General features: G+C 31.8%; 28 protein-coding genes and 1 tRNA gene. 18 read left to right on the plus strand and 11 right to left on the minus strand.

The genetic code is table 11. The features are described 5' to 3' along the window. Window positions 1-162: 162 nt before the first annotated feature. The 3 genes from ACJDUH_RS15290 (at window position 163) to ACJDUH_RS15300 (ending at window position 3,411) form a co-directional block, all read left to right on the plus strand. Window positions 163-720: a phosphatase PAP2 family protein gene (locus ACJDUH_RS15290; RefSeq protein WP_406766078.1), complete on the plus strand. Its 558-nt coding sequence runs from the start codon at window positions 163-165 to the stop codon at window positions 718-720. Continuing rightward, window positions 720-1,469, plus strand: coding sequence for an acyl-[acyl-carrier-protein] thioesterase (locus ACJDUH_RS15295; RefSeq protein WP_406766079.1), 750 nt, complete (start codon window positions 720-722; stop codon window positions 1,467-1,469). The genes ACJDUH_RS15290 and ACJDUH_RS15295 overlap by 1 nt, the downstream gene beginning before the upstream one ends. A gap of 109 nt (window positions 1,470-1,578) precedes the next feature. Beyond that, window positions 1,579-3,411 carry an MASE3 domain-containing sensor histidine kinase gene (locus tag ACJDUH_RS15300; protein WP_406766080.1) on the plus strand — a complete coding sequence of 611 codons (1,833 nt, stop codon included), beginning with the start codon at window positions 1,579-1,581 and terminating at the stop codon, window positions 3,409-3,411. A 27-nt stretch (window positions 3,412-3,438) separates the two neighbouring features. On the opposite strand, the gene pgsA is transcribed toward ACJDUH_RS15300, so the two are convergent. Together pgsA and ACJDUH_RS15310 are read right to left on the minus strand one after the other, a co-directional pair. After that, window positions 3,439-3,987 (minus strand): CDP-diacylglycerol--glycerol-3-phosphate 3-phosphatidyltransferase, encoded by a 549-nt coding sequence (gene pgsA, locus ACJDUH_RS15305; RefSeq protein ID WP_406766081.1) that lies wholly within the window; start codon window positions 3,985-3,987, stop codon window positions 3,439-3,441. Window positions 3,988-4,082: 95 nt separating this feature from the next. Further along, window positions 4,083-5,258, minus strand: coding sequence for a class I SAM-dependent rRNA methyltransferase (locus ACJDUH_RS15310; RefSeq protein ID WP_406766082.1), 1,176 nt, complete (start codon window positions 5,256-5,258; stop codon window positions 4,083-4,085). A 288-nt stretch (window positions 5,259-5,546) separates the two neighbouring features. Here ACJDUH_RS15310 and ACJDUH_RS15315 point away from each other — a divergent pair, with 288 nt between their 5' ends. Then, a complete protein-coding gene (locus tag ACJDUH_RS15315) occupies window positions 5,547-7,103 on the plus strand; it encodes an ABC-F family ATP-binding cassette domain-containing protein (RefSeq protein WP_406766206.1) in 1,557 nt (518 codons plus the stop codon). A gap of 66 nt (window positions 7,104-7,169) precedes the next feature. Here ACJDUH_RS15315 and ACJDUH_RS15320 read toward each other — a convergent pair whose 3' ends face one another. Then, complete coding sequence (locus tag ACJDUH_RS15320; protein WP_406766083.1) at window positions 7,170-7,688, minus strand: DUF2812 domain-containing protein; 519 nt, start codon at window positions 7,686-7,688, stop codon at window positions 7,170-7,172. A 14-nt stretch (window positions 7,689-7,702) separates the two neighbouring features. Then, a complete protein-coding gene (locus ACJDUH_RS15325; protein ID WP_406766084.1) occupies window positions 7,703-8,014 on the minus strand; it encodes a PadR family transcriptional regulator in 312 nt (103 codons plus the stop codon). 193 nt (window positions 8,015-8,207) lie between these two features. Between ACJDUH_RS15325 and ACJDUH_RS15330 the strand changes: the two genes are divergently transcribed. Continuing rightward, window positions 8,208-8,414, plus strand: coding sequence for a DUF1657 domain-containing protein (locus ACJDUH_RS15330; protein ID WP_406766085.1), 207 nt, complete (start codon window positions 8,208-8,210; stop codon window positions 8,412-8,414). 52 nt (window positions 8,415-8,466) lie between these two features. After that, complete coding sequence (locus ACJDUH_RS15335; RefSeq protein ID WP_406766086.1) at window positions 8,467-9,288, plus strand: DUF421 domain-containing protein; 822 nt, start codon at window positions 8,467-8,469, stop codon at window positions 9,286-9,288. Window positions 9,289-9,367: 79 nt separating this feature from the next. Here the strand turns inward: ACJDUH_RS15335 and ACJDUH_RS15340 are convergent, their stop codons facing one another. After that, entirely contained in the window at window positions 9,368-9,574 is a 207-nt protein-coding gene (locus tag ACJDUH_RS15340; RefSeq protein WP_406766087.1) for a DUF1657 domain-containing protein, read from the minus strand. An 825-nt stretch (window positions 9,575-10,399) separates the two neighbouring features. On the opposite strand from ACJDUH_RS15340, the gene spoVAC reads away from it, so the two are divergent. Genes spoVAC through spoVAE form a run of 3 tightly spaced genes read left to right on the plus strand, consistent with a single transcriptional unit; the run spans window position 10,400 to window position 12,248 of the window. Next, on the plus strand, window positions 10,400-10,879 hold the full coding sequence (gene spoVAC, locus ACJDUH_RS15345) for a stage V sporulation protein AC (RefSeq protein ID WP_406766088.1): 480 nt from the start codon (window positions 10,400-10,402) through the stop codon (window positions 10,877-10,879). Then, window positions 10,880-11,881, plus strand: coding sequence for a stage V sporulation protein AD (spoVAD, locus tag ACJDUH_RS15350; RefSeq protein ID WP_406766089.1), 1,002 nt, complete (start codon window positions 10,880-10,882; stop codon window positions 11,879-11,881). Between the two features lie 13 nt (window positions 11,882-11,894). After that, window positions 11,895-12,248 (plus strand): stage V sporulation protein AE, encoded by a 354-nt coding sequence (gene spoVAE, locus ACJDUH_RS15355; protein WP_406766207.1) that lies wholly within the window; start codon window positions 11,895-11,897, stop codon window positions 12,246-12,248. A gap of 67 nt (window positions 12,249-12,315) precedes the next feature. Here the strand turns inward: spoVAE and ACJDUH_RS15360 are convergent, their stop codons facing one another. The 4 genes from ACJDUH_RS15360 to ACJDUH_RS15375 form a co-directional block, all read right to left on the minus strand. Continuing rightward, window positions 12,316-12,513: a hypothetical protein gene (locus ACJDUH_RS15360; RefSeq protein ID WP_406766090.1), complete on the minus strand. Its 198-nt coding sequence runs from the start codon at window positions 12,511-12,513 to the stop codon at window positions 12,316-12,318. Window positions 12,514-12,658: 145 nt separating this feature from the next. Further along, window positions 12,659-13,312, minus strand: a complete 654-nt coding sequence (locus ACJDUH_RS15365; protein WP_406766091.1) for an HAD family hydrolase — start codon at window positions 13,310-13,312, stop codon at window positions 12,659-12,661. 88 nt (window positions 13,313-13,400) lie between these two features. Then, window positions 13,401-14,747 carry a [Fe-Fe] hydrogenase large subunit C-terminal domain-containing protein gene (locus tag ACJDUH_RS15370; protein ID WP_406766092.1) on the minus strand — a complete coding sequence of 449 codons (1,347 nt, stop codon included), beginning with the start codon at window positions 14,745-14,747 and terminating at the stop codon, window positions 13,401-13,403. A gap of 204 nt (window positions 14,748-14,951) precedes the next feature. After that, entirely contained in the window at window positions 14,952-15,413 is a 462-nt protein-coding gene (locus tag ACJDUH_RS15375) for a 4Fe-4S binding protein (protein WP_406766093.1), read from the minus strand. A 159-nt stretch (window positions 15,414-15,572) separates the two neighbouring features. Here ACJDUH_RS15375 and ACJDUH_RS15380 point away from each other — a divergent pair, with 159 nt between their 5' ends. The 5 genes from ACJDUH_RS15380 (at window position 15,573) to ACJDUH_RS15400 (ending at window position 17,581) form a co-directional block, all read left to right on the plus strand. Then, window positions 15,573-15,755, plus strand: coding sequence for a hypothetical protein (locus tag ACJDUH_RS15380; RefSeq protein ID WP_406766094.1), 183 nt, complete (start codon window positions 15,573-15,575; stop codon window positions 15,753-15,755). Between the two features lie 97 nt (window positions 15,756-15,852). Continuing rightward, window positions 15,853-16,629 carry a nitroreductase family protein gene (locus tag ACJDUH_RS15385; protein ID WP_406766095.1) on the plus strand — a complete coding sequence of 259 codons (777 nt, stop codon included), beginning with the start codon at window positions 15,853-15,855 and terminating at the stop codon, window positions 16,627-16,629. A gap of 59 nt (window positions 16,630-16,688) precedes the next feature. Then, window positions 16,689-16,823 (plus strand): hypothetical protein, encoded by a 135-nt coding sequence (locus tag ACJDUH_RS15390; protein WP_406766096.1) that lies wholly within the window; start codon window positions 16,689-16,691, stop codon window positions 16,821-16,823. Between the two features lie 84 nt (window positions 16,824-16,907). Then, window positions 16,908-17,354 carry a hypothetical protein gene (locus ACJDUH_RS15395; protein ID WP_406766097.1) on the plus strand — a complete coding sequence of 149 codons (447 nt, stop codon included), beginning with the start codon at window positions 16,908-16,910 and terminating at the stop codon, window positions 17,352-17,354. Between the two features lie 83 nt (window positions 17,355-17,437). After that, the gene (locus ACJDUH_RS15400) at window positions 17,438-17,581 is read left to right on the plus strand and encodes a hypothetical protein (RefSeq protein WP_406766098.1); all 144 of its coding nucleotides are present in this window, start codon (window positions 17,438-17,440) and stop codon (window positions 17,579-17,581) included. A gap of 149 nt (window positions 17,582-17,730) precedes the next feature. On the opposite strand, the gene ACJDUH_RS15405 is transcribed toward ACJDUH_RS15400, so the two are convergent. Both ACJDUH_RS15405 and ACJDUH_RS15410 read right to left on the minus strand, forming a co-directional pair. Further along, window positions 17,731-17,806 (minus strand) — tRNA-Pro (locus ACJDUH_RS15405). 236 nt (window positions 17,807-18,042) lie between these two features. Continuing rightward, window positions 18,043-18,363: a hypothetical protein gene (locus ACJDUH_RS15410; RefSeq protein ID WP_406766099.1), complete on the minus strand. Its 321-nt coding sequence runs from the start codon at window positions 18,361-18,363 to the stop codon at window positions 18,043-18,045. A gap of 546 nt (window positions 18,364-18,909) precedes the next feature. Between ACJDUH_RS15410 and ACJDUH_RS15415 the strand changes: the two genes are divergently transcribed. The 4 genes from ACJDUH_RS15415 (at window position 18,910) to ACJDUH_RS15430 (ending at window position 23,036) form a co-directional block, all read left to right on the plus strand. After that, window positions 18,910-19,737 carry a transporter substrate-binding domain-containing protein gene (locus ACJDUH_RS15415; protein WP_406766100.1) on the plus strand — a complete coding sequence of 276 codons (828 nt, stop codon included), beginning with the start codon at window positions 18,910-18,912 and terminating at the stop codon, window positions 19,735-19,737. A 29-nt stretch (window positions 19,738-19,766) separates the two neighbouring features. Beyond that, complete coding sequence (locus ACJDUH_RS15420; RefSeq protein WP_406766101.1) at window positions 19,767-20,420, plus strand: amino acid ABC transporter permease; 654 nt, start codon at window positions 19,767-19,769, stop codon at window positions 20,418-20,420. Beyond that, window positions 20,413-21,135 carry an amino acid ABC transporter ATP-binding protein gene (locus ACJDUH_RS15425; RefSeq protein WP_406766102.1) on the plus strand — a complete coding sequence of 241 codons (723 nt, stop codon included), beginning with the start codon at window positions 20,413-20,415 and terminating at the stop codon, window positions 21,133-21,135. Before ACJDUH_RS15420 ends, ACJDUH_RS15425 begins: the two co-directional genes overlap by 8 nt. A gap of 254 nt (window positions 21,136-21,389) precedes the next feature. Then, window positions 21,390-23,036 (plus strand): response regulator, encoded by a 1,647-nt coding sequence (locus ACJDUH_RS15430; protein ID WP_406766103.1) that lies wholly within the window; start codon window positions 21,390-21,392, stop codon window positions 23,034-23,036. The last annotated feature ends 38 nt before the right edge of the window (window positions 23,037-23,074 follow it).

Consider the following 23,074-nt stretch of genomic DNA (forward strand, 5'->3'; position numbering starts at 1 on the left):
TTTGTATGTCTATAGTATATCATTCAGTAGTGTATAATGCAATATAGCATAAAATATTACATAATTATTAAATAATATTACTAATAATTGTTAAATGCCTAAAATACTAGTATAATTGTATAAATAGAAGTCAAATAATCTACATACAAAGGATGGAAGGCAATGAGCTACTTATTAAACCTTGATAATATAATATTGCATTTTTTCTCTGTAGTAATTAAGAATAAATTTTTTGATACCGTGATGCCCATCGCTTCAAACATAAATAATAATGGAGAAGTATGGATACTAATAGCAATTGTATTGTTATTAAATAAAAATATTGAAGTTAAAGAAATGGGTATAGCAATGCTTATAGCTTTATTATTAGGATTAATATTAGGTGAAGGTGTTCTTAAAAACCTAATTGGCAGGGTAAGACCTACTTCACCAGCTTATAATTATACCTTTATAATTACACCTCCGAAATCCTTTTCTTTTCCATCAGGGCATACTACTTCTTCTTTTGCTGCTTATGGGGTATGCTTATTTAAAAAGGCAAGATATAGATATTTTGCATTAGCTTTGGCTATAACTATAGCCTTTTCTCGAATTTATCTTCATGTTCATTATCCTTCAGATATACTTGGAGGCATATTACTAGGGCTAATTTCTGCCAAGATAGCAGTTAATATAAGCAAGAAGTTTTTTAGAAAAAAAGTTTTGAAGGGAGAAAATTAATGTCAGGTTTTGTATATGAAAAAGAATATGAAATTCACTATTATGAGGTAGATTATAAAAAAAGAGTTCTTATAACAAGCATAGTTGACTATTTAGAAGACTCAGCAACAAAACAATCTGACGAACTTGGAATAGGCATGGACTATTTAGTTGAAAATAACCTTGGCTGGGTACTTTATAAATGGAATATTCACATGTATAAGTATCCAGTTTATGGAGAGAAAATACTTATTAGAACTTGTCCCTGTGCTATGAAAAAGTTCTATGCCTATAGAACCTTTGAATTATTAAACTCCAATGGTGAGACACTTGGAAAAGCAGAATCTGTATGGTTTTTATTAAATATAGAAAAGAGAAGACCTGTAAGAGTAAGTGAGGATATTCTTAGTGCTTATGGATTGACTTCTAATGATGATAAACCCCTTGAAATAGAAAATATAAAATCGCTTGAAAATTATAATTATGAAAAACAATTTAGTGTAAGATACAGTGATATAGATACAAATAGACATGTAAATAATGAAAAGTATATAGCCTGGGCTATAGAAACCTTGCCATTAGATACAGTATTAAACTACACTTTAAAAAATATAAAAGTAACCTATGAGAAGGAAACAATCTATGGTGAGGACATAAGAGTATTAACTGAAATAGAACAAGGAGAGAACAATATAATTTGTAATCATAAAATTTTAAATAAAGAAGAAAAAGAACTAACACTTCTTAAAACAACCTGGGAGAAAATATAAAAAATCTCCCTTTTTTATTTTATTATATTATAAGATTTGATAAAATATTATATATGATATTGTCAATAATGATAAAAATTGTCGTTGATATAAGAAGGGAAGTTTGGTTGTGGGAGAAAAGCATATACAATCGGGTATAGAGCCTATTGGTAATAGTACTGAACTTAAAGATACGCAGGAAAAACTAGTAAGGGTAAATAGACTTTATTCTATTTTGAGCAAAATTAACCACGCAATAGTAAGAATAGAGGATTCAAAGCTGTTATATAAAGAAGCTTGTAGGATAGTTGTAGATGATGGGCTCTTTAAGGCGGCATGGATTGGAAATATAAATGCAGAAACAAATAAAGTAGAGCTTGTGGCACAATGCGGTCTTGGAAAGAATGAAGAGTGTAAACTGTCAAAGAATTTTACAAAACATAATATTAAAGATTTTAAATTAATAACTAAAGCAGTGAATGATTGTGAGCAGGTTATTTGCCATGATGTTAAAAATGAAATGACTAGCTCACCAATTTACTCTGAACTACTGCTGTGCAAAATTGAATCTTGTGCAGTGTTTCCCTTAAAATTAAATAGCAAGGTTTTTGGAATGATGATGTTTTACTCTGGTGAAGATTCCTTTTTAGAACAGGAAGAGGTTAAATTACTTAATTCCCTTTGTGAAGATATTTCTTTTGTAGTTTCATCAATTGAAAAGGAAGCTGAAAGGAAGCAAATTGAAGAGGATCTAAGGCAAAGTGAAGAAAGGTATAGGAAGATATTTGAGATTTCTCCAGCAGCTATTCTTGTTCATTCCCAATGGATGATTGAATATGCAAACTTAGCTGCAGCAAAGCTTTTAGGTGCAGAAAATCCAGATATATTAGTTGGGAACTGCATTTTAAATTACATAGATAAAGACTATCATCACCTTGTTATAGATCGAAAGAAAAAAATAAAGCATTATGGTGTGGCCATGCCTTTTGAAGAAGAAAAGTATATAAAATTGGATGGAACAGTAATCGATGTAGAAGCTACAGGCGCACTTTTTCCCTACAAAGATAAAAATGCTATGGTTTCTGTAGTTAGAGATATTACTGAGAGAAAAAAACTTGAGCAGCTTAGAATCGCATCTGAAGAAAAGGAAAGACTCTTAATTGAGGCTAAGCAATATGATATATTAAAAACTGAGTTCTTCGCAAATCTTTCACATGAGCTCAGGACACCTATAAATGTTATACTATCGGCAATACAGCTTTTAAATCTATATGCTGATGAAGGTACTATAGATATTAATAATAAAAATATTAGTAAGTATATTAGTACAATGCAGCAGAACTGTTATAGACTTTTAAGGCTTGTGAGTAATATAATAGACATTACTAAAATTGATACAGGCTACTTTGATCTTGAGCTTGCTAATTACAATATAATTAATATTGTAGAGGATATAACCTTATCAGTTTCTGAATATATAGAACAAAAGGGGATAACCTTAATTTTTGATACCGAAGTTGAGGAAAAGATTATGGCATGTGATTCAGATAAGATAGACAGAATAATGCTTAATCTTTTGTCAAATGCAGTTAAATTTACAAACCCTGGTGGAAAGATAATGGTTAATATTTATGATAAAGATACAATGATAATAATATCAGTTAAAGACAATGGCATTGGCATACCAAGGGAAAAGCAAAAATTAATATTTGAAAGATTTCATCAAGTTGATAAGTCTCTAACTAGAAGCCATGAAGGAAGCGGTATAGGACTTTCTATAGTGAAATCTTTAGTGGAACTTCATGGAGGCAATATAAGTGTAAAAAGTGATTATAAAAAGGGCACTGAGTTTATTATTGAACTGCCAGTGAGGTTTGTAAAATCAAAGGGAACACAGTATCATAATACAAATGAAGATAATATTGAGAAAATAAACATTGAATTCTCAGATATTTATTCATAATAAAATATAGGGGCTGCTAAGCAGCCCCTATTGTTTTAAATTATGATCATCGTTATTAGATTTTGCTTTGTAAACTATTAAATAATTAAAAAATGCAACTAAGGCAGCGGCAATAGAAATATATAATAGATATATTCCTAAGGCTTTATCTAGGGATAGTGTTAAGATTGAGATATAAAAAAGGATCGTACCTAATTTGCCAAAGATATTTGATGGTATAACTGTACCTCTTTTGTAAAGAAATAAACCACAGAAAATCATAAATATTTCTTTACCTGCAATGATTATAAGCATCCATATTGGTATATAGGATTTGATTACTAGGCAAGTTAATACAGTAATAAGCATTAACTTATCTGCTAAAGGATCTAGAACAATTCCCACCTTGGTAATAAGATTAAATTTTCTAGCTATATATCCATCCAGAAGGTCTGTAACTCCTGCCAGTAGAAATATACCAACAGCATATAATAAGCTATTTAAACTAGGGGAAAAGAAAGCTATAAGAAATATAGGAATTAAAATTAATCTAAAGATTGTAAGTAAATTAGGTAAATTTATAATAATCCCCTCCATTTTAAGCTTAATATATAATATGTATAAGCTTTGGCATATGTCAATATAATAGCATATTTTTACATTATAGTATAGGGTTTCAATTTGAATGTCATTTAAATTACTTGGAATATAAGGAATTTTAAATAATAGGATTCATCAGAATTCCAAAGTATTGGATGATCTGCAGCCTGGGTTCTAAATTCAACCTGTCGTAATAATCTTTTAGCATCCTTTGCAGCCTCTGCTATAGTCTGTTTAAATAAATCCTCTTTCATAAAATGAGAGCAGGAACAGGTTACAAAAAAACCGCCTAATTTAACCATCTTTAGACCTCTTAAATTTATATCTTTGTAGCCTCTTGTAGCACCTTTTACACTATCTCTTGATTTTGTAAAGGCAGGAGGATCAAGTATTACCACATCAAATTTTCTGCCTTCCTTAGACCATTCTGTAAGCACATCAAAGGCGTTATGGCACTCAAATTTAACTACCTCAGAAAGATTATTAAGCTCAGCATTTTTTCTAGCAAAATCCACAGCGTGCTCTGAGATGTCGATACCAAGTACGCTTTTAGCTCCTGCAATTCCGGCATTTAAGGCAAAGGAACCTGTGTGAGTAAAACAATCTAAAACCTCAGCATCCTTACATATTCTATGAATAGCCGCTCTATTTTCCTTTTGATCCAAGAAAAAGCCAGTTTTTTGACCATTTTCTATATCAACATAATATTTAACACCGTTTTCTTTAATTTGAACCATTGTATCGAAGTGTTCAGTAAGGAAGCCCTTAACTTGTTCCATTCCTTCTAATTCACGAACAGCTGCATCACTTCTTTCATAAATACCCTTAGCACCATAATCCTCTTTAAGTATTTTAACTATGGTAGATTTATATTTGTCTATACCTAGTGCTAAGCTTTGAATTACATAGTAATCCTCAAATTTATCAATAGTTAAGCCGGGCAAGAAGTCCGCTTCTCCAAATACAATTCTGCAGCTGCTTGTATCTATAACCTTTTTTCTGTAGTCAAAAGCAGTCTTAAGTCTCTTCTTAAAAAATTCCTCGTTTATTTCTTCATTTATATCTCTGGTTAAGAGTCTTATTGCTATTTTAGAAATATCATTTATATAACCTCTTCCAATAAATTCATGCTTGAAGTTATACACTTCAACTATATCTCCATTAGTATATTCTCCGTCATATTCTTCTATTTCATCAGTAAAAATCCAAGGATGACCACTTTCAGCTTTGCGGCCTTTGCCTTTATATAAATAAAATTTACATGTCATATTAACACTTCCTTTATTTGACGCTATAAATTAACAATTAATATTAAATAATTATGGTATGAAGGTGCATTAAGGCTTTTCTCTTAGTATAATTAGTTGTTAATTCATTTTAGTATTATACCACAATTAGGTATTATTATATCAGAAAATTTCCTTTGACAGAAGTAATAACCTACTTTAAACTAAAAAGAGTGGCTTGTGGCAGGAGAAACGTCTCCTCACCACATTGCAGCACATGAAAAATGTGGCAGAAGAAACGTCCCTATGCCACTTCAAGGAGAGAAATTAATGAGTATATTAACAGTAAAAAATATAAGCCATGGTTTTGGCGATAGAGCTATATTTGAAGATGTATCCTTTAGATTGTTAAAGGGGGAGCATGTTGGTTTTATTGGAGCAAATGGAGAAGGCAAATCTACCTTTATGAATATAATTACAGGAAAGCTTATGCCTGACGAAGGACAAATTGAGTGGTCAAACAGAGTAAGGGTAGGTTACATGGATCAGCATGTAGTTCTTCAAAGCGGACAAACAATTAGAGATGTATTAAAAGGTGCGTTTCAATATCTATTCGATTCAGAAACTGAAATGAACGAGCTATATGGAAAAATGGGAGAGGTTACCCCAGAGGAACTTGATAAAATGCTGGAAAGAACAGCAGTGATTCAAGACATGCTTGATCATAATGGCTTTTATGTAATAGATGCTAAAATTGAAGAAACTGCTAGAGGGTTAGGGCTTTTAGATATAGGTTTAGATAATGATGTAACTAATTTAAGTGGAGGACAAAGAACAAAGGTTTTACTTGCTAAACTTCTCTTAGAAACTCCCGATATTTTACTCTTAGATGAACCTACAAATTACTTGGATGAGGCTCATATTGAATGGCTTAAGAGATTTTTAAATGCTTATGAAAATGCCTTTATTTTAATATCTCATGACATGCCATTCTTAAATTCAGTAATAAATCTCATATATCATGTTGAAAATAAACAGCTTACGAGATATGTGGGAAATTATGATGAATTTGAAAGAATATATGAAGCTAAAAAGAAACAATTGGAACAGGCTTATGAAAGACAGCAGGCTGAAATAGCAAGACTAGAGGATTTTGTTGCTAGAAATAAAGCTAATGTTGCAACTGCTAATATGGCTAAATCAAGACAAAAAAAGCTTGATAAGATTGATAGAATTGAGCTTTCACAGGAAAAACCAAAACCAACCTTTAATTTTAAAACAGCTAGAGCTTCTGGAAAGGTTATATTTCAAACTAATGACCTAGTTATAGGATATGATAGCCCACTTACAAAGCCCCTTAATCTATACATGGAAAGAGGACAAAAAATTGCTTTGGTAGGCTCCAATGGACTTGGAAAAACTACGCTCCTTAAGAGCTTAATGGGACAAATTAAGCCAATAAGCGGAGAGGCAGAGCTTGGAGACTATCAATATATTGGATACTTTGAGCAGGAAAGCAGAGAGGATAATACTAATACTTGTATTGAAGAGTTTTGGGAAGAGTTTCCTGGATTTACCCAATATGAGGTACGTGCTGCTCTTGCAAAGTGCGGACTAACTACTAAGCACATTGAGAGCATGGTAAAGGTATTATCAGGCGGAGAAGCTGCCAAGGTAAGACTTGCGAAACTTATAAATAATGAAACTAATATATTAATTCTTGACGAGCCTACAAATCACTTAGATGTCGATGCAAAAGATGAATTAAAAAGAGCATTGAAGGAGTACAAAGGCAGCATACTTATAGTTTGCCACGAACCAGAGTTTTATAAAGATGTAGTAACTGAAGTTTGGAATTGTGAGGACTGGACAACGAAAATTTATTAATAATTTTTAAGGGAAGCCTTTATGTTTAGGCTTCCCTCTATGATGTTTCCTTTTTTTCTACACTTACTATATATCTTTCTCATGTTTATATTCTTCAATTTTCCACTTACATTTCCAAACTATTTTTAACATTGCTAAAGATATTATTGCAAGTAATACTGTAAATATTCCAAAAGTATAGGAACCAGTTTCAATTGTTGCAAATAGCTCCATAAATAAACAGATTACTTCTAAAATCAATGCTACTTTGAAAAAATTCTTTATTTTGTTGTATTGAGTAATTTTTGATTCTACATCAGTATACATTACAAAGGGGCCATCTGATGCTTTTTTTTGTAAATATACCCATCTCCACCATTGAGATATGACTTTTACTCCTGCATCCTCCATGAAAGCTGCAAAGTCGTCTTTTTCACCATTCCAACTATCAAGCAGGTCTATTTGATAATTGTATTCCCCGGGCTCACATTTTTCAAAAGTATAAAAGCCAAGAAAGAATTTTTTGAATGCCCAGCCATTTAAACACATTTTTTTAAGCCAATCTTCTTCTTCATCTTTGTCATAATATAGCTTGAATTTTAACATATATTCACATCCCCCTAATCATCCATCTTTTTTGCATTTCTTATAAGCTCATTTAATCTTTTCACTTCATTTTGAAATATTTCTTTTCCTTTATTTGTGATAATATATTCTTTTTTCTTTCTAGATTCCTTATCTTCACTATATAAGTTAACCCATCCTTTTGTAAGCATTGAATTAATAGCTCCATATAAGGTGCCAGGCCCTAATGTCACTCTTCCATCAGTCATTTCATTTACATCCTGAATAATACCATACCCATGGTTAGGTGTTCGTACAGCTAATAAGATATAAAATAAAGCTTCTGTCAAAGGTGTATTGGTATTCAAATATATCAACCTCCAATATATCGTATCATGATATATATAATATATCATCAACCGATATATCTGTCAATGATGTATTAATAATTATATATACAAAAAATAGAAAAACGATACTAAATTATGATAATCTTGAAGAATATTTTTAAGGATAAAGAAAATAATAATCTCGTTCATAACTTTACAGGAGATGATTATTATGACAGTTGGCTCAAAGGTGAAACAGACACTGGCTACTTTGAATTGGATTGAAGGCACCTTAAGAATTTATGCAGACACAAGCGATAATGTAGAAGAAAAAAATACATTTGAAAAATCACTTAAAGTAACACAGGAGGTAATTGCTGATTTGCAGTTCAGAGTAAAAGTTATAGAGTTTGAGGAACCCCAATATAAAGGGTTATGAGTGAGGTGATGGCATAGTGAATATACTTACGTTTTTATTAAGGTCTTTTTTAATGTTTTTTGTAGCTCTCTTTTTTATTAGGATTATAGGTAATGGAAATCTTTCAAAGATGACCTCTTATAAATTTGTTACCTATATGTTTATTGCATTAATCGCTGCGTTAACTTCAGCAAACGTAATTTCAAATCTGATTTTCGGAATCATTGCTCTGGCAGTATGGTCTTTACTTGCTCTGGCATTGGATTATCTATGTATCAAAAGTAAAGCCATGCATGATTTATTTATTGGGAAAGAGACTATTTTAATAAAAGATGGTAAAATATTGGAGGACAATTTAAGTAAAATAAGGGCTACGGGTAAAGATCTTTTAGGAGAACTTCGTTCCAAAAATGCATTCAGTTTAGCTGATGTTGAATTTGCCGTAATGGAAGCAACAGGGGAGCTTAATGTATTACTAAAGTCGGATAAAAAGCCTTTAACAGCACATGATCTTCAGAGAAAGATTGCTCCCGCATCCCAGCCTCAAGCTGTTATACTTGATGGGGAGATAATGGATGATGCTTTAGGAGCTGCTAATCTAAGTAGGGAATGGTTAAATACCGAACTGGACAAAATAGGAGTAATATCAGAAAATATTTTTATAGGTCAGGTTGATTCATTAGGGACTTTATATCTTGATCTTTATGATGATAACATACAGGTTCCACAGAATAATCTTAAAGAATTACTCTATGCCAATATTCAGAAAAGCAAGGCTGACCTGACCTCCTTTACATTAGATACCAATGATGAAAAGGCAAAAGCCATGTATTCAAGGAATGCGGAAAAGCTGAAAAAAATGCTGGATAAATTAGAACCTTATTTGCTGCGTTAAAGAAGTGACTAAAGAAAATTATAATAATCATTATAACAACAAAAAGTATGAAGTGCTAATCACTTCATACTTTTTATTGTTATGAATTTTTATATTGAGGCTCCTCGTTTTGGATATAATCAAGTCTGCCCTTCAGGTTATCTATTATTTGCTGCTGAGATTGTGCCATATCATTAAACATTGTTTGTGCAGCCTTATCCTGGGTATCCAGTGCAAATGTTTTTAGACTGGATACGATACTCTCCGCACTTGCAATTGTTTGCTGCATTTTAACTCCTACTGTCATTCTAATCACCTCCCAATTTAATATTCCCATGAGTACTTAAAACTATCCATACTCTTGTTAATTAAAAAGAAAATATCTATATCTTGTAAACAATAAGATATTTAGTAATTAGTCCATAAAAAATTTCAATATAAACCGTATTATTTTGTTTATTCGTGGGATATTAATATTATAAGGAATTTAACAGTCGAGCAAAGACTAATATATGCTCCTTTAATGGTGTCTATTAGTCGACCAAAGGTTGTATATTGGCTGCAAGGTTTATATACAGCCGGCGGGAAGATTATATGAGGTAGGGAATGGTTTTATTATAGTCGAGGATTTGATTATAGTGGGATCATAACTTATCTTTTAATAGTCGAGCTAAGATTATTTAGGGTATCATAATGGTTGTATATAGCCGTGAGGTTATATACAGTTATGCAAGTATCTTAAGTAATCGAACAAACCATCAATATAGGTGACGAACTGCTTGGATATGGTCGGAAGATTATAACCAAGGCATTAAATTATCTATATTGTTGTAAGGTAGATTGTTAAGTTCTTTATTGGGACTATAGATAGGTTTGTCAATTCATTGACTTATCTATAGTCTCTTTAATTAAATATAAAAAGGCTTAACACCTTAATAATGAAAATCTAGCAATATAAAAATGCTGGATTTTTTACGTTAAGTGCAAGTAGGCTTTAGCAAATATTTATAAATTATTCTGTGAAAACTTGAGTTTTAAATTCTTTATTAAATATTAATTTATGAATTAAATGAGAAATAAATGTAAAAATAGATATGAAAAGTTAAGTTAGCTTAAAGGAAGGATGACAAAGATGTCAAGCAAAAAAGAAAAGAAATTATCTGCAGTTCAAAAAGAGTATCAACAGTTTGCAAAGGAGAGAGAGCCTAAAAGGCCAGTTTTTAAAAATTGTTTGCGTGCTTTTATAGTAGGTGGTATCATATGTGCTTTTGGGCAAATACTTCAGACTGTATTTATAAAGGTCTTTGGGTTCACAGAAAAAACAGCAGGAAATCCAGCTACTGCAGTTATAATTATTATTTCGGTTTTTCTTACTGGTCTAGGGGTTTATGATCATATAGGTCAGTGGGCAGGGGCTGGTACTGCAATTCCTGTTACTGGTTTTGCTAATTCAATTGCATCTGCTGCTATTGAGCATAAAACGGAAGGCTATGTTTTAGGTACTGGAGGAAACATGTTTAAACTTGCAGGTTCTGTAATAGTCTTCGGAGTATTTTCTGCCTTTGTAGTTGCGCTTATTAAAATGGGTCTTACTTGGTTAGGGGTGATGTAAATGAAAAAGGGCAGTCAATCCTGGGTTTTTAATAATAATCCTATAATTTTAGCTTCGAGCGCTATTGGAGGTCCTTTTGAGGCTAAAGGAGCTTTAGCAGAAGATTTTGATGTTCTCCATGATGATATTTGGCTTGGACAGGATAGCTTTGAAAAGGCAGAAAAGAAGTTATTGGAACAAGCCTGCGAAAAAGCAGTTGAGAAAGGAAAGATAAAAAAAGAGGATGTAGACTTCTTTATAAGCGGGGATCTAATGAATCAGATAATTACAAGCAGCTTTGCGGCACGTACTCTAGCTATTCCTTTTTTAGGAATTTTCGGGGCTTGTTCAAGTTCAATGGAAGGATTGGCTTTAGCATCGCTTCTTGTAGATAGTCAATCTGCAGATTATGTTATAGCTGCTGCAGCAACTCATAATGCTTCAGTTGAAAAACAATTTAGATATCCTACTGAATATGGAGGACAAAAGCCTCCTACTGCCCAATGGACAGTGACCGGAGCAGGTGCTGTTCTGGTAACTTCCAAAGGGAATGGACCAAGAGTTACTTCGGCAACAATTGGTAAAGTTATAGATATGGGGCTCACTGACCCATTTAATATGGGTTCTGCAATGGCACCAGCTGCTGTTCATACAATAGAAAATCATTTTAGAGATTTAAATAGAGATCCATCCTACTATGATTTAATAGCTACAGGTGATTTGGGAGCCATAGGGCAAAGTATAGCAGGGGATTTATTAGCTAAACACGGTTTCAGTATTCCAGCTGAGAAATTTAAAGATTGTGGCCTTTTAATCTACAGAAAAGATCAACCTGTTTTTGCAGGAGCAAGTGGGTGTGCATGCTCTGCTACAGTTACTTACGGGCATTTCTTAAATAGAATGAAAAAGGGCGAATTAAAGAAGATATTGGTTGTTGCAACAGGCGCACTGTTGTCACCAATGTCATACCAGCAAAAGGAAAGTATACCTTGTATTGCTCATGCAGTTTCCATTGAAATATAAAGGGGTGAAAATGATGATAAAAGTTCTTTTGGCATTTCTAGTAGGTGGCGGAATATGTGTGATTGGCCAAATAATGATGGATGTATTTAAGCTTACTCCTGCCCATACAACCTCCACTCTTGTGGTTGTAGGTGCAGTTTTAGGTGGCATTGGTCTATATGATCCCTTAGTAAAGTTTGCTGGTGCAGGGGCAAGCGTGCCGATAAGTAGTTTTGGAAATTCACTAGTTAAGGGTGCTTTGGTTGAGGCTCAAAGAGATGGGCTAATAGGCGTACTTACTGGTATTTTTGAAGTTACCAGCTCAGGCATATCTGCCGCCATTATCTTTGGCTTCTTGGCTGCTCTTGTATTTAAGCCAAGAGGCTAAAAGTAACTTTAAAAGGCTTTGTTTAAGGCAAAGCCTTTAATCATGCGTTAAATAATTTTTCATTCTGTTATATTTCTTCGTCTAAATCCTTGGTTACAGGATTTTCTTCAAGCAGGTCATTATCAGAATACTTTTTTTGTCTCTCTAATTTCTGCTCAAGAATAAGCCTATTAAGTTTATTTTTTAATTCATCATTTTGATTTGCAAGCAGCATTACCTGCTTGCGTAAAAGCACTATTTTGTTTGTTAGATAAATGTATATCATAAAACAAAGCCCAATTAATAATAAAAATAAAATGAATATAAACAATATACCTATCTCCTATAATAGCTTCCAATAATATTATATTCATTAAAGTTTATAGTTTTACATAAGAAAAGAGAAGACTTTAAAAAATCTTCTCTTTTTATTAAACTGCTATACTTAAATCCTCATATTTATAAATATAATAATCTGCAGAAGCGATTATATCGTTTTTTTGATATTCAGAATAAAGATCATGTACTGCAACAACCTTCATACCCGCCATTTTAGCACCTAATACTGCAGGCAGGATATCTTCGAAAACTATGCATTCAGTAGGTTTAACATGGAGTTTTTCTGCTGAGAGAAGATAAATATCAGGAAAGTTTTTACCTCTATTCACTTCATTTGTGGTGGTTATTACATCAAAATATCCATATACCCCGTTATTTTTTAATACTGCTTCTAAGAGCGGTACGGAATTACTAGTAGCAAGAGCTAGTTTTATGCCTTTTAGCTTTAAATTGTGGAGATATTCCTTAGCTCCAGATTTCAATGAAACATTATTTGCATATTCTTCAAAGGCCATGCTATTCCATTCAGCCATTATATCTTCAATATTCTCCGGAAGGTTAAATCTTTCTTTAAAGTATTTTGCAGTATCAATAAAACTTAAATGTTCAATATTTTCCTTTAAATCAATTGGCAGCTCATAATCCCTTTTGCTTAGAAAATCTATATCTACTTTTTCCCAAAGCCACATAGAATCTATAAGGGTGCCATCCAGATCAAATATTGCAGCCTTAATATCTTTTAACATAACCCCTCCTGTATTCCTTAATAGCGCATGAAGATTATTAATCTTCATGCCTCCTGTATTTCTAGAAATTTTTAATTATATTATATCATTAAAAATTTCTTTCGAAAATATCAACTCTCTCTTTATACTTAAAGTCATCTGCCGAATGGATATTAAGCTTTCCTAAAATATTAAGCATGCAGTCACTGTCTACTGCAACTTTAATTTCTGAATTTAATGCAAAATCATCTACAAATTCTTTTCCTTTTTCTCTGGGTATTATGGCCTTAGGCCCGCCGACACAGCCACCAATGCAGCCCATACCTTCTATAAAGTTAGCTTTTATTATGCCCTGCTGTGCATCACTAAGCATCTTTTTACATTCTTGAACTCCGTTGGCTTGAGAAGCCTTTAATAATTTATGCTTTTCTGGGAAAAGTTTTTTTACTGCATCACTTACGGCAATGGATACTCCGCCGGTACGAGCATAAAGTCTCCCACCTTTTGAGGCATATTCTGTGGAGTAATCTTCCTCTAATTCTTCCAGATTAATTTCTAAAGCTTCAAAAATATCTTTAAGCTCGGAAAAGGTGAGAACATAATCTATATCGTAAAGGAGGTCTTTTTCTTTAGCTTCTGCCTTTTTAGCTATACAGGGGCCTATAAACACTATCTTGCATTTTGGGTTTAATTGCTTCATAACCCTTCCGGCAGCAATCATAGGAGATACTGAAGGGGATACATATTTAACTAGGTCCTCATATACTCTTTTAAGCATGCCAACCCACATAGGACAGCAGCAAGAAGTTATCATAAAATCCTTTTCCGTATGTACATGTTCATCAAATTCAACTGCTTCTTTTAGGGTAAGCATATCAGCAAAAAAAGCTACTTCTACCATTTCAGTAAAGCCCATTTTTTTAAAAGCAGTTCTCAATTTATTAATTGTAATATTCGGTCCGAACTGACCAGTAATGGCGGGTGCAACTGCGGCAATTACAGGTTCCTTTTCCATTAATAAATTGGCAAAAGGTATAAATTCTATTTTATCAATAATTGAAGCAGTGGGACAGGCCTCTACACAAAAGCCGCAATCAGTGCATTTTTCCGCATTAATTACAGAAGTATGCTTTTCTGTATCAATAAATATGGCATCAAAGGGACAAGATTTTTGGCAAATTGTCCTTCCATCATTATCTGCACAGTCCATAGAGCAGGCTTTAACTTTATTAACAATTTTATGGGAAGCTTCATAGGATTTAATAGCTTTTATTAAATTTTCATAGTAATTATCACTAAATCTAATTTCAACTCCGCATAAGGAGGATATAACACCAGCTAAGGCCTCCTTGTCTATAGCTTTATTTGATAAAATTGAGTTTATTTTTTCCTGAAAATCTCCATTATAATAAGAACTTACAATTTCTTTAAATAGGTTACTATATTCAGTCTTCAAATTTTTCACCCCTTACATTTAAAAAGTAGCCATCTATATATTTTGTTAATATTGTACTTTTTTATACAAAAAAGGGGCCATCTCAAATTATAAGTTAAAATGAATATATCTTGAACATATAAAATAAGGTATTTGTCCCAGCTTATAGGTTAAACAAGATTTTCATTTGGTTTATAATGTTATGAGAAACCCCGCATTATTCTATTATATTAAACGTTCTTTATTATCAAGGTGTTTTATTAATGGAATAAATTCGACCTTGTCCATATAACAATTATTAGGACATGCATCTACGCAAAAACCGCAATCAGTACATTTAGTTTTATCTATATAGAGCTTACCCAGCTTTGCATCTATAGATATTGCATCAAAGGTACAATTACTTTGGCATTTAGTTTTTCCTTCTGCATTCATACAATCTAATGTGCAGTCCTTAACTCTTATAACAACCTTATTGGAAGAGGTATAATTAAATATGGCAGTTTTTAACTCTCGAGAGTATTCATCGCCAATATCCAGTGAATCTACTCCGCATAGAGCTGATATTATTTTATTTAAGGTATCTTTGCTTTCCTTTTGCTCAATAAGTAGATTATCAACTACAGTCTCAAAGTTATCTTCATAATAAGCTTTTACTAATATTTTAAATAACTCTTTGATATCCACATTTCCAGCTCCTTTAAGATAATATTATGTTTGTAAATACATTATATCATAACGTTTTCATCTAAGCTTTACAATTAACAGAAAGTTCATATGAAAATAATACATAATTATAAAAAAAATGCAAAAACTAAATTAAAATATGAATTTGGAGTGATAATTATGTCAGCTGTTTTATGGATTATGATTGGCGGAACTATTGGCTTTTTTACAGCTTCTCTTTGCAAGGCTGCTGGTAAAGCAGATAGTTTAATAGAAAAAATGGAATTAGATTTTTATCCTAATATGATTGTAGAAACTAGTAAAGAAATTGCTCCAGAAAGCCCTAAGAAGCAGGATAAATAAATAAATATTACTTTGAGTACATAGAATCCTATTTTAATAGAGGAATTTTCCAATTATTGTAGAACTATTTATAAGGATTAAAACTGGGGGGATTTTTATGGAAACAATAGAATTATTAAAAAATCGAATGTCACTTAGAAAATATAAAAATACACCTATTAAAAAGGAACATTTGGATATTATTCTTGAAAGTGCCATGAGAGCTCCTACTGCAGGTAATATGATGTTATATTCTATAATTGTAATAGAAGATCAGGAAAAGAAGAATATTCTTAGTAAGAGCTGTGATAATCAGCCCTTTATTGCTAATGCACCAATAATACTTATATTTTTAGCTGATATGCAAAGATGGTTTGATTATTACAATTATTGCAGCGTTAAAGAATATTGTTCCTTGAAGAACATGGATTATAATGCTCCTGATGAAGGAGACTTAATGCTTGCTTTAGCCGATGCTACTATTGCAGCACAAAATGCTGTGGTGGCTGCGGAAGCTCTTAACATAGGGTCCTGTTATATAGGTGACATTATTGAAAATTATGAAATACATAAAGAACTATTAAATCTGCCGAAATGGGTTTTTCCAGCTGCAATGCTATGTTTAGGTTATTACCCTGAGAAACAGAATAAGATTATTAGTCCAAGATTTGATAAGGAATATATAGTTTTCAAAGAAGAGTATAAAAGATTAAATAATGATGACTTCAAAGACATGTTTATTGAAAGGGAAAAAAGGCTCTCACCAGAAAATAAAGCTGAAGCTGTAAACTATGGGCAATTTATGTATGCTAGGAAAACTGGTACTGAGTTTTCTAAAGAAATGACAAGGTCAGTAAGAGAAATGCTTAAAAATTGGGGAGGAGAAAAATTATAACCTTTCACAGCTTAACTTCATAAATTATACTATAGTATATAGTTATGGAGGATGAGTTTATGATAATTGGGGTAGCAATGGCTATTATGACAGTTACAGTTATTGTTTTAATCGCCAGCTATAAATCAACAGTAACATCCATGAAAGAAAGCGATATTTATATAAAAAACCATAAAAAATACAATAATGATTAAAATAGCTGGATATTTACTCCAGCTATTTTTATGTATTTAGGATATAAAATTGGGCAAATTAGATAATAGAGAGGAGGATTTATCATGAAGAATATAAATAGAAATATAGCAATTGGTAGCATCATTGCAGCAGCAGGAATTGGAGCAGTAATTTATCCAATATTAAAAAATTCCAAGAAAAATAATATAAAAGAAAATAATTATGAAGCAGAAAATGAAGCTAGTAGACCCCAAGTTGAAATAGAAAAGGAAGATAATAAAATTGTAAAAAGTGCAAATGATGTATTATTAAATAAAATAGGAGCTACAAAGTCAGAACTTGAAGAGGCCAGAATACTAAATAAAACAGCATACGATGTAGCTATAGATAAGGGCTTTAGCAAAGAACAATTGAGGATGTTTGTAAATCAAGATAGGACCAGAGATGTAGATGAGCTTGCCCTTAATAGAAAAATAAGCAATAATGTAGCAGAAAAGGCTAAAGAAAAGATAATAGAAGATACAAATAACTGGAATGGAATGTTCTGTTAGATTTGTGGCGGAATAGTTATAAGCCTTAAGGGGAAACATATATATGAAAATATTTAATATATGAATAAATGGAGGTAGATTCTATGAATATTGATATAAGTTCTATAGCTTCAACCATAATGCCTAAAAAAAGAAGAAAGGTTCAAAATATGAAAGCAGGTGTTGGAGCACTTGGAGTACTAGCAGGAGCTGGAATAGCTTATATGGCAATAAAACAGCTTCGATAATTAAGAAATCAAATGAAGATACTGTTAATTAAAGTTACTTGCATAAAATGAGGTAAGGTGCGTTAAGTCAACGCACCTATTTTTGTCTCAGAAATATAAAAAGTCCAGTACTCGTGAACTTAATAACTGCAAGTATTCTTATTAGGTTTTGGTCGGAGTGACAGGATTTGAACCTGCGGCCTCATGCTCCCGAAGCACGCGCGCTACCATCTGCGCTACACCCCGATACAATAATAATTATATAAAAATATTATTAAGAATTCAAGAAATATAATATTACTTATTGTAATTATTACTTAAGAAGTCTAAATTTTTTATTTGGCACTGAATGAAATAGAAAATATAGAAAACGCAGAAGTGATTATTATTAACTATAATAATCACTTCTGCGTCTTCTTGGATTTCACACATGAACGCCAAAAAATCCTATATGGGTAATATTTCTAATAAAAGAGCTATTTTTATTTATCCTTATCTCTTTCTTTATCTCCAATTCCTCTAGTAGGAACCGTGGAAATAATAAAGCCCACTAATATTGATACAAGCGCTGGAGCTGCAATATTTATGTACTGAATATATCTGGTTTTATACAAAATAAGTGCTGTAGCTCCTGTAATGATTAAAGCGGCAAGGAAAATCAATATTACAAACTTAGCAAATGAACTTAAAAACTTTTCATATAATCTATGCCTTGTTGGACCACTAATAATGCTTCTAAAGATGAAGTAAGAAACTAATATTAATACAATATCTGCACCAGCAGAAATTAAAAAATTTCGCATTTGAAATCCTCCTTTAAGTCGGAACACTGAGTAGTTAAAGACTACTCGCTCCCGCTCATAAAACTACCCGTTAAAGTCCATTTAGGACTTTAACCTCCTAAAATATGATTGCACTTAGTAAATGATTAAATGGATCTTATAAGTATTTTTACCAAATCTATTATTTTTACGCAGGTAAGTAAAAATAATTATTGAGTTTATAATATGATATTACATTTTTATTAATTAAATAAGCTGTTTTAAGGGAAATAATATGAATAATTATACTATAAAGCAAGAAATTTATTGCATAAAAATACGGTAACGTTTTCAAGACAATATATTAACAATTATTGGATTAATTAATAAAATTATTGGAAATAGACATAAAACATATGTACTATATTAAAATTTTTTTGCATAAATATGAATATAAATAGTTGCATAATTATTAATTGGATAGTATAATAATGCATGTACTTAATAATCAACAGTTAATTTTTTAGTAAAAATATGAGAATGTAAATATTAATTATGTTTACATACAAAATTAGAGGGGGAAATAATATGAATAATAAACTTAAACAAATTATAGCTGTATCTACTATTGCAATTATGGCGCTTGGTTTCACTGCTTGTGGCAAAAAAGATATTAGTGCATCAAGTAATACCGCAGCAACAACAAAGGTGGATAAAATTAAGAAAGCAGGACAATTAGTTGTAGGCACAAGTGCTGATTACCCTCCTTATGAATTTCATAAATCAGTTTCAGGTAATGATGAAATTGTAGGCTTTGATATTGAAATCGCCAAGGAAATAGCAAAGGACTTAGGCGTAAAACTTGTAATTAAAGACATGGATTTCAAAGGATTATTAAACGCATTGGAGTCTGGAAATGTTGACATGGTTTTAGCTGGAATGACACCTACAGAGGAAAGAATGCAAAGTGTAGACTTCTCTAACATATACTATAAGGCAGCTCAAACCTTAGTTGTTAGAACTGAGGACAAGGATAAAATTAAGACAATTGATGATTTAAATGGAAAAGGTCTTGGTGTACAAAAGGGATCAATCCAAGAAGATATAGCAAAGAACCAGCTTCCAAAGGCTCAGGCTAAAGCATTAGGAAAGATAACTGATATAGCACTTGCTTTAAAAACAAAGAAAATAGACGCTGCTATAATTGAAAGCCCAGTTGCAACTTCTTATGTAAATGCCAATAAAGACTTTTCTATTTCTGATATTAAGTTAAAAACAGAAGATGCTGGTTCTGCTGTGGCAGTTAAAAAGGGAGAAAAGGATTTAGTTGATGCAATTAACAAAACTTTAGATAAGCTTACAAGCAGCAAGGCTATCGATAAGATGGTTATTGATGCCAACAATTTAGTGGAATAGAGTATTTTACAACTTAGGAGGCAGAAACATTGGATTTTTCTTTTTTACCTAAATACTATATGTTTTTTTTAAATGGAGCTAAATTCACAATTGTTCTAGCAATCTTTACTGTGATTTTTGGTGTAATTCTTGGAGTTATTCTAGCATTAATGAGAATATCAAATAATAAGATATTGAATTTTATTGGAGCAGCTTATGTTGAATTTATAAGAGGCACCCCTGTACTTGTTCAGGTATATATAATTTATTATGCGCTTCCAAGCCTTCTAGGTATTAATCTTCCTGATATGGCTGCAGGGGTACTGGCCCTATCTATTAATAGTGGAGCTTATGTGGCAGAAATAATTCGTGCGGGAATTCAAGCCGTGGATAAGGGGCAGCTTGAAGCTGCAAGATCATTAGGAATGAAATATGGAACAGCTATGAGATATATAATCGTACCTCAGGCTATAAAAAATATTCTTCCTGCCCTTGGAAATGAGTTTATTACTGTAATAAAAGAATCTTCTATAGTTTCAGTTATCGGAATACATGAACTTATGTATAATGCAGATACCGTTCGAGGAAATACCTTTAGAGCTTTTGAGCCCCTGATAATTGCTGCAATTATGTATTTTGTTTTGACTTATACTCTTTCAAAGCTTATGGGCATGGCTGAAAGGAGGCTTAAAACTAGTGATTAAGGTTGAAAATTTAAATAAAAAATTTGATAAGCTTCATGTACTTAAAGGTATAGATATAGAAATTAATAAAGGTGAAGTTGTTGTTGTAATAGGTCCAAGCGGATCTGGGAAAAGTACTTTTTTACGATGCCTAAACTTATTGGAAGAGGCAACAGGAGGTAAAATATTCTTTGAAGGTACTTCCGTTATGGATAAGGCAACAGATATAAATAAGCTTAGAGAAAAGATTGGAATGGTATTTCAGCAGTTTAATCTTTTTCCTAATATGACGATTTTAAATAATATAACACTTGCACCAATGAAGGTTAAAAAAATAAGTAAGACAGAGGCTGAAGAAATAGCTTACAAGCTTTTAAAAAGAATTGGTTTAGAGGATAAGGCAAAAAGCTATCCATCTCAGCTTTCTGGCGGGCAAAAACAAAGGATAGCAATTGCAAGGGCACTTGCAATGTCTCCTGATGTAATGCTATTTGACGAGCCTACTTCTGCTCTTGATCCTGAAATGGTAGGTGAGGTTCTGCAGGTTATGAAGGAACTTGCCAATGAAGGAATGACTATGGTAGTTGTAACTCATGAAATGGGCTTTGCAAAGGAAGTTGCAGACAGAGTTATATTTATGGATGAAGGAGTAATAATAGAGGAAGGTACTCCGGAAGAAATCTTTAACTTCCCAAAGCAGCCTCGAACTCAAGACTTCTTAAGCAAGGTACTTTAAGTATATTAATAATTAACAATTATTTGTTTGTAATTAAGAATTAGAATAATGAATTATCATATTAATTTAAATAATTTTAAAAAAGGCTGCATTTTGCAGTCTTTTTTGTATTTACAGATTTAGTTTTATTTAGCCTCAATTACAAATTTGAGATATAATAAAGGGTATAAGGTTATTAGCTTGAAGAATTTGTATATTTGTTTTAATATATAAATAACAAGTAAAAGTAGATTGTGATTCCTATGGGGTGAATTATGAGAAAATACAAGTTACTAATAGTTGATGATGAGATTGAGGTTAGAAAAGGTATAATAAATAAGGTTGATTGGGATAAGCTTGGTTTTGAAATAGTTGGCGAAGGAGAAAATGGTAAAGAGGCCTTAGAAATATTTGAAAAAACAATGCCTGATGTCCTTTTAACAGATATTAAAATGCCTTTTATGGATGGTCTTCAACTCACTCAATGTGTAAAAGAAAAGTATCCAACTACTAAGGTTATAGTAATGACAGGCTTTGACGAATTTGAATATGCTCATAAGGCAATAAAATTAAATGTTTCTGAGTATATTTTAAGACCTGTTGGTTCAGTGGAGCTTTCTGAAATATTAACAAAGGTAAAGAAGCAAATAGATGATGAAATTGCAGAAAAAGAGAATGTGGAAGCTCTAAAAGAGTATTATAGAAAAAGTATACCAGTCCTAAAGGACAAATTCTTAACTTCTCTAATAACCACTACAATGGAAAAAGAAGATATTGAAGAGGGCTTAAGAAGTTATGATATTAATTTAAGAGGAAGCAGCTACATTGTTTCTATAATTAGCATTGATGAAGTAATGCAATATAAAAATAAAAGCGAAGATTTAAATAATATTGCCACTGATTTCTATGAACATAAGGCACTATTTAAATTTGCCCTTCTTAATATAGTTGAGGAAATTACAGATAAAAATAATACAGGTACAGCATTTTTAAATGGTGAAAACGTTGTTATCATTAGTGCTTTCAAAGAGGAGAAAAGAGAAAAGGTTTCTGAAAGCATATTAAAATCACTAGAAGAACTAAGGTTAGCTATAGAAAAATTCTTAAAATTTACAGTCACAATAGGTGTAGGCAGCATCTGCAATGATGTTATTTATATAAGTCACTCTTATGAAAATGCACTAGCTGCACTTAATTACAAAATTTTCATGGGTGAAAATAGAATTATCTGGATTGAAGATATTGAGCCAGGTAGTGTTAGTAAGGTTGTTTTCGATGAAAATAAGGAGAGAACTCTTGCAAATTGTCTGAAGGTAGGTACTGGGGAGGAAATGATAGAAACTATAGATAAGCTTTTTGAGGATGTAATAGCCTTTAAGGCTTCCTACAAAGATTATCAAATATATATTATGGAAATTTTAACTACAATTTTAAAGGCCGCCAGGGACTCGAACATAGACATTGATAATATTTTTGGCATAAATCATAATTTATTGATAGAACTTTATAGTTTAAAAAGTGTTGAAGAAGCACAGAGTTTTTTTAAAGATATATGCATGAAAATAATGAGCAATATAGTTAAGGATAGAATTGATACCTATAAGGAACTAGTGCATAGGGCAAAAGAATATGTGAAGGAAAACTACAAAAGCAGTGAAGTAAATATTAATGGAGTATGTAATTATCTTCATATAAGTCCTACTTATTTTAGCTTTATCTTTAAAAAGGAAACAAAAACTACCTTTATTAATTATGTTACACAAGTTAGAATGGAGGCAGCAAAAGAGCTGCTTAGAACTAGTAACCTTAAATCCTTTGAAATTGCAGAAAAAGTTGGATATTCTGAACCTAATTATTTTAGCTACAGCTTTAAAAAGAAATTTGGGCAATCCCCTTCCGAATATAGAAGTAGTGCCAAATAATATTAAAACCAGGAATTATATAAATAAAGTTTAGCAGA

The sequence above is a fragment of the Candidatus Clostridium radicumherbarum genome (genome assembly GCF_045310525.1).
In the GTDB taxonomy this organism is placed as follows: domain Bacteria; phylum Bacillota; class Clostridia; order Clostridiales; family Clostridiaceae; genus Clostridium_AT; species Clostridium_AT radicumherbarum.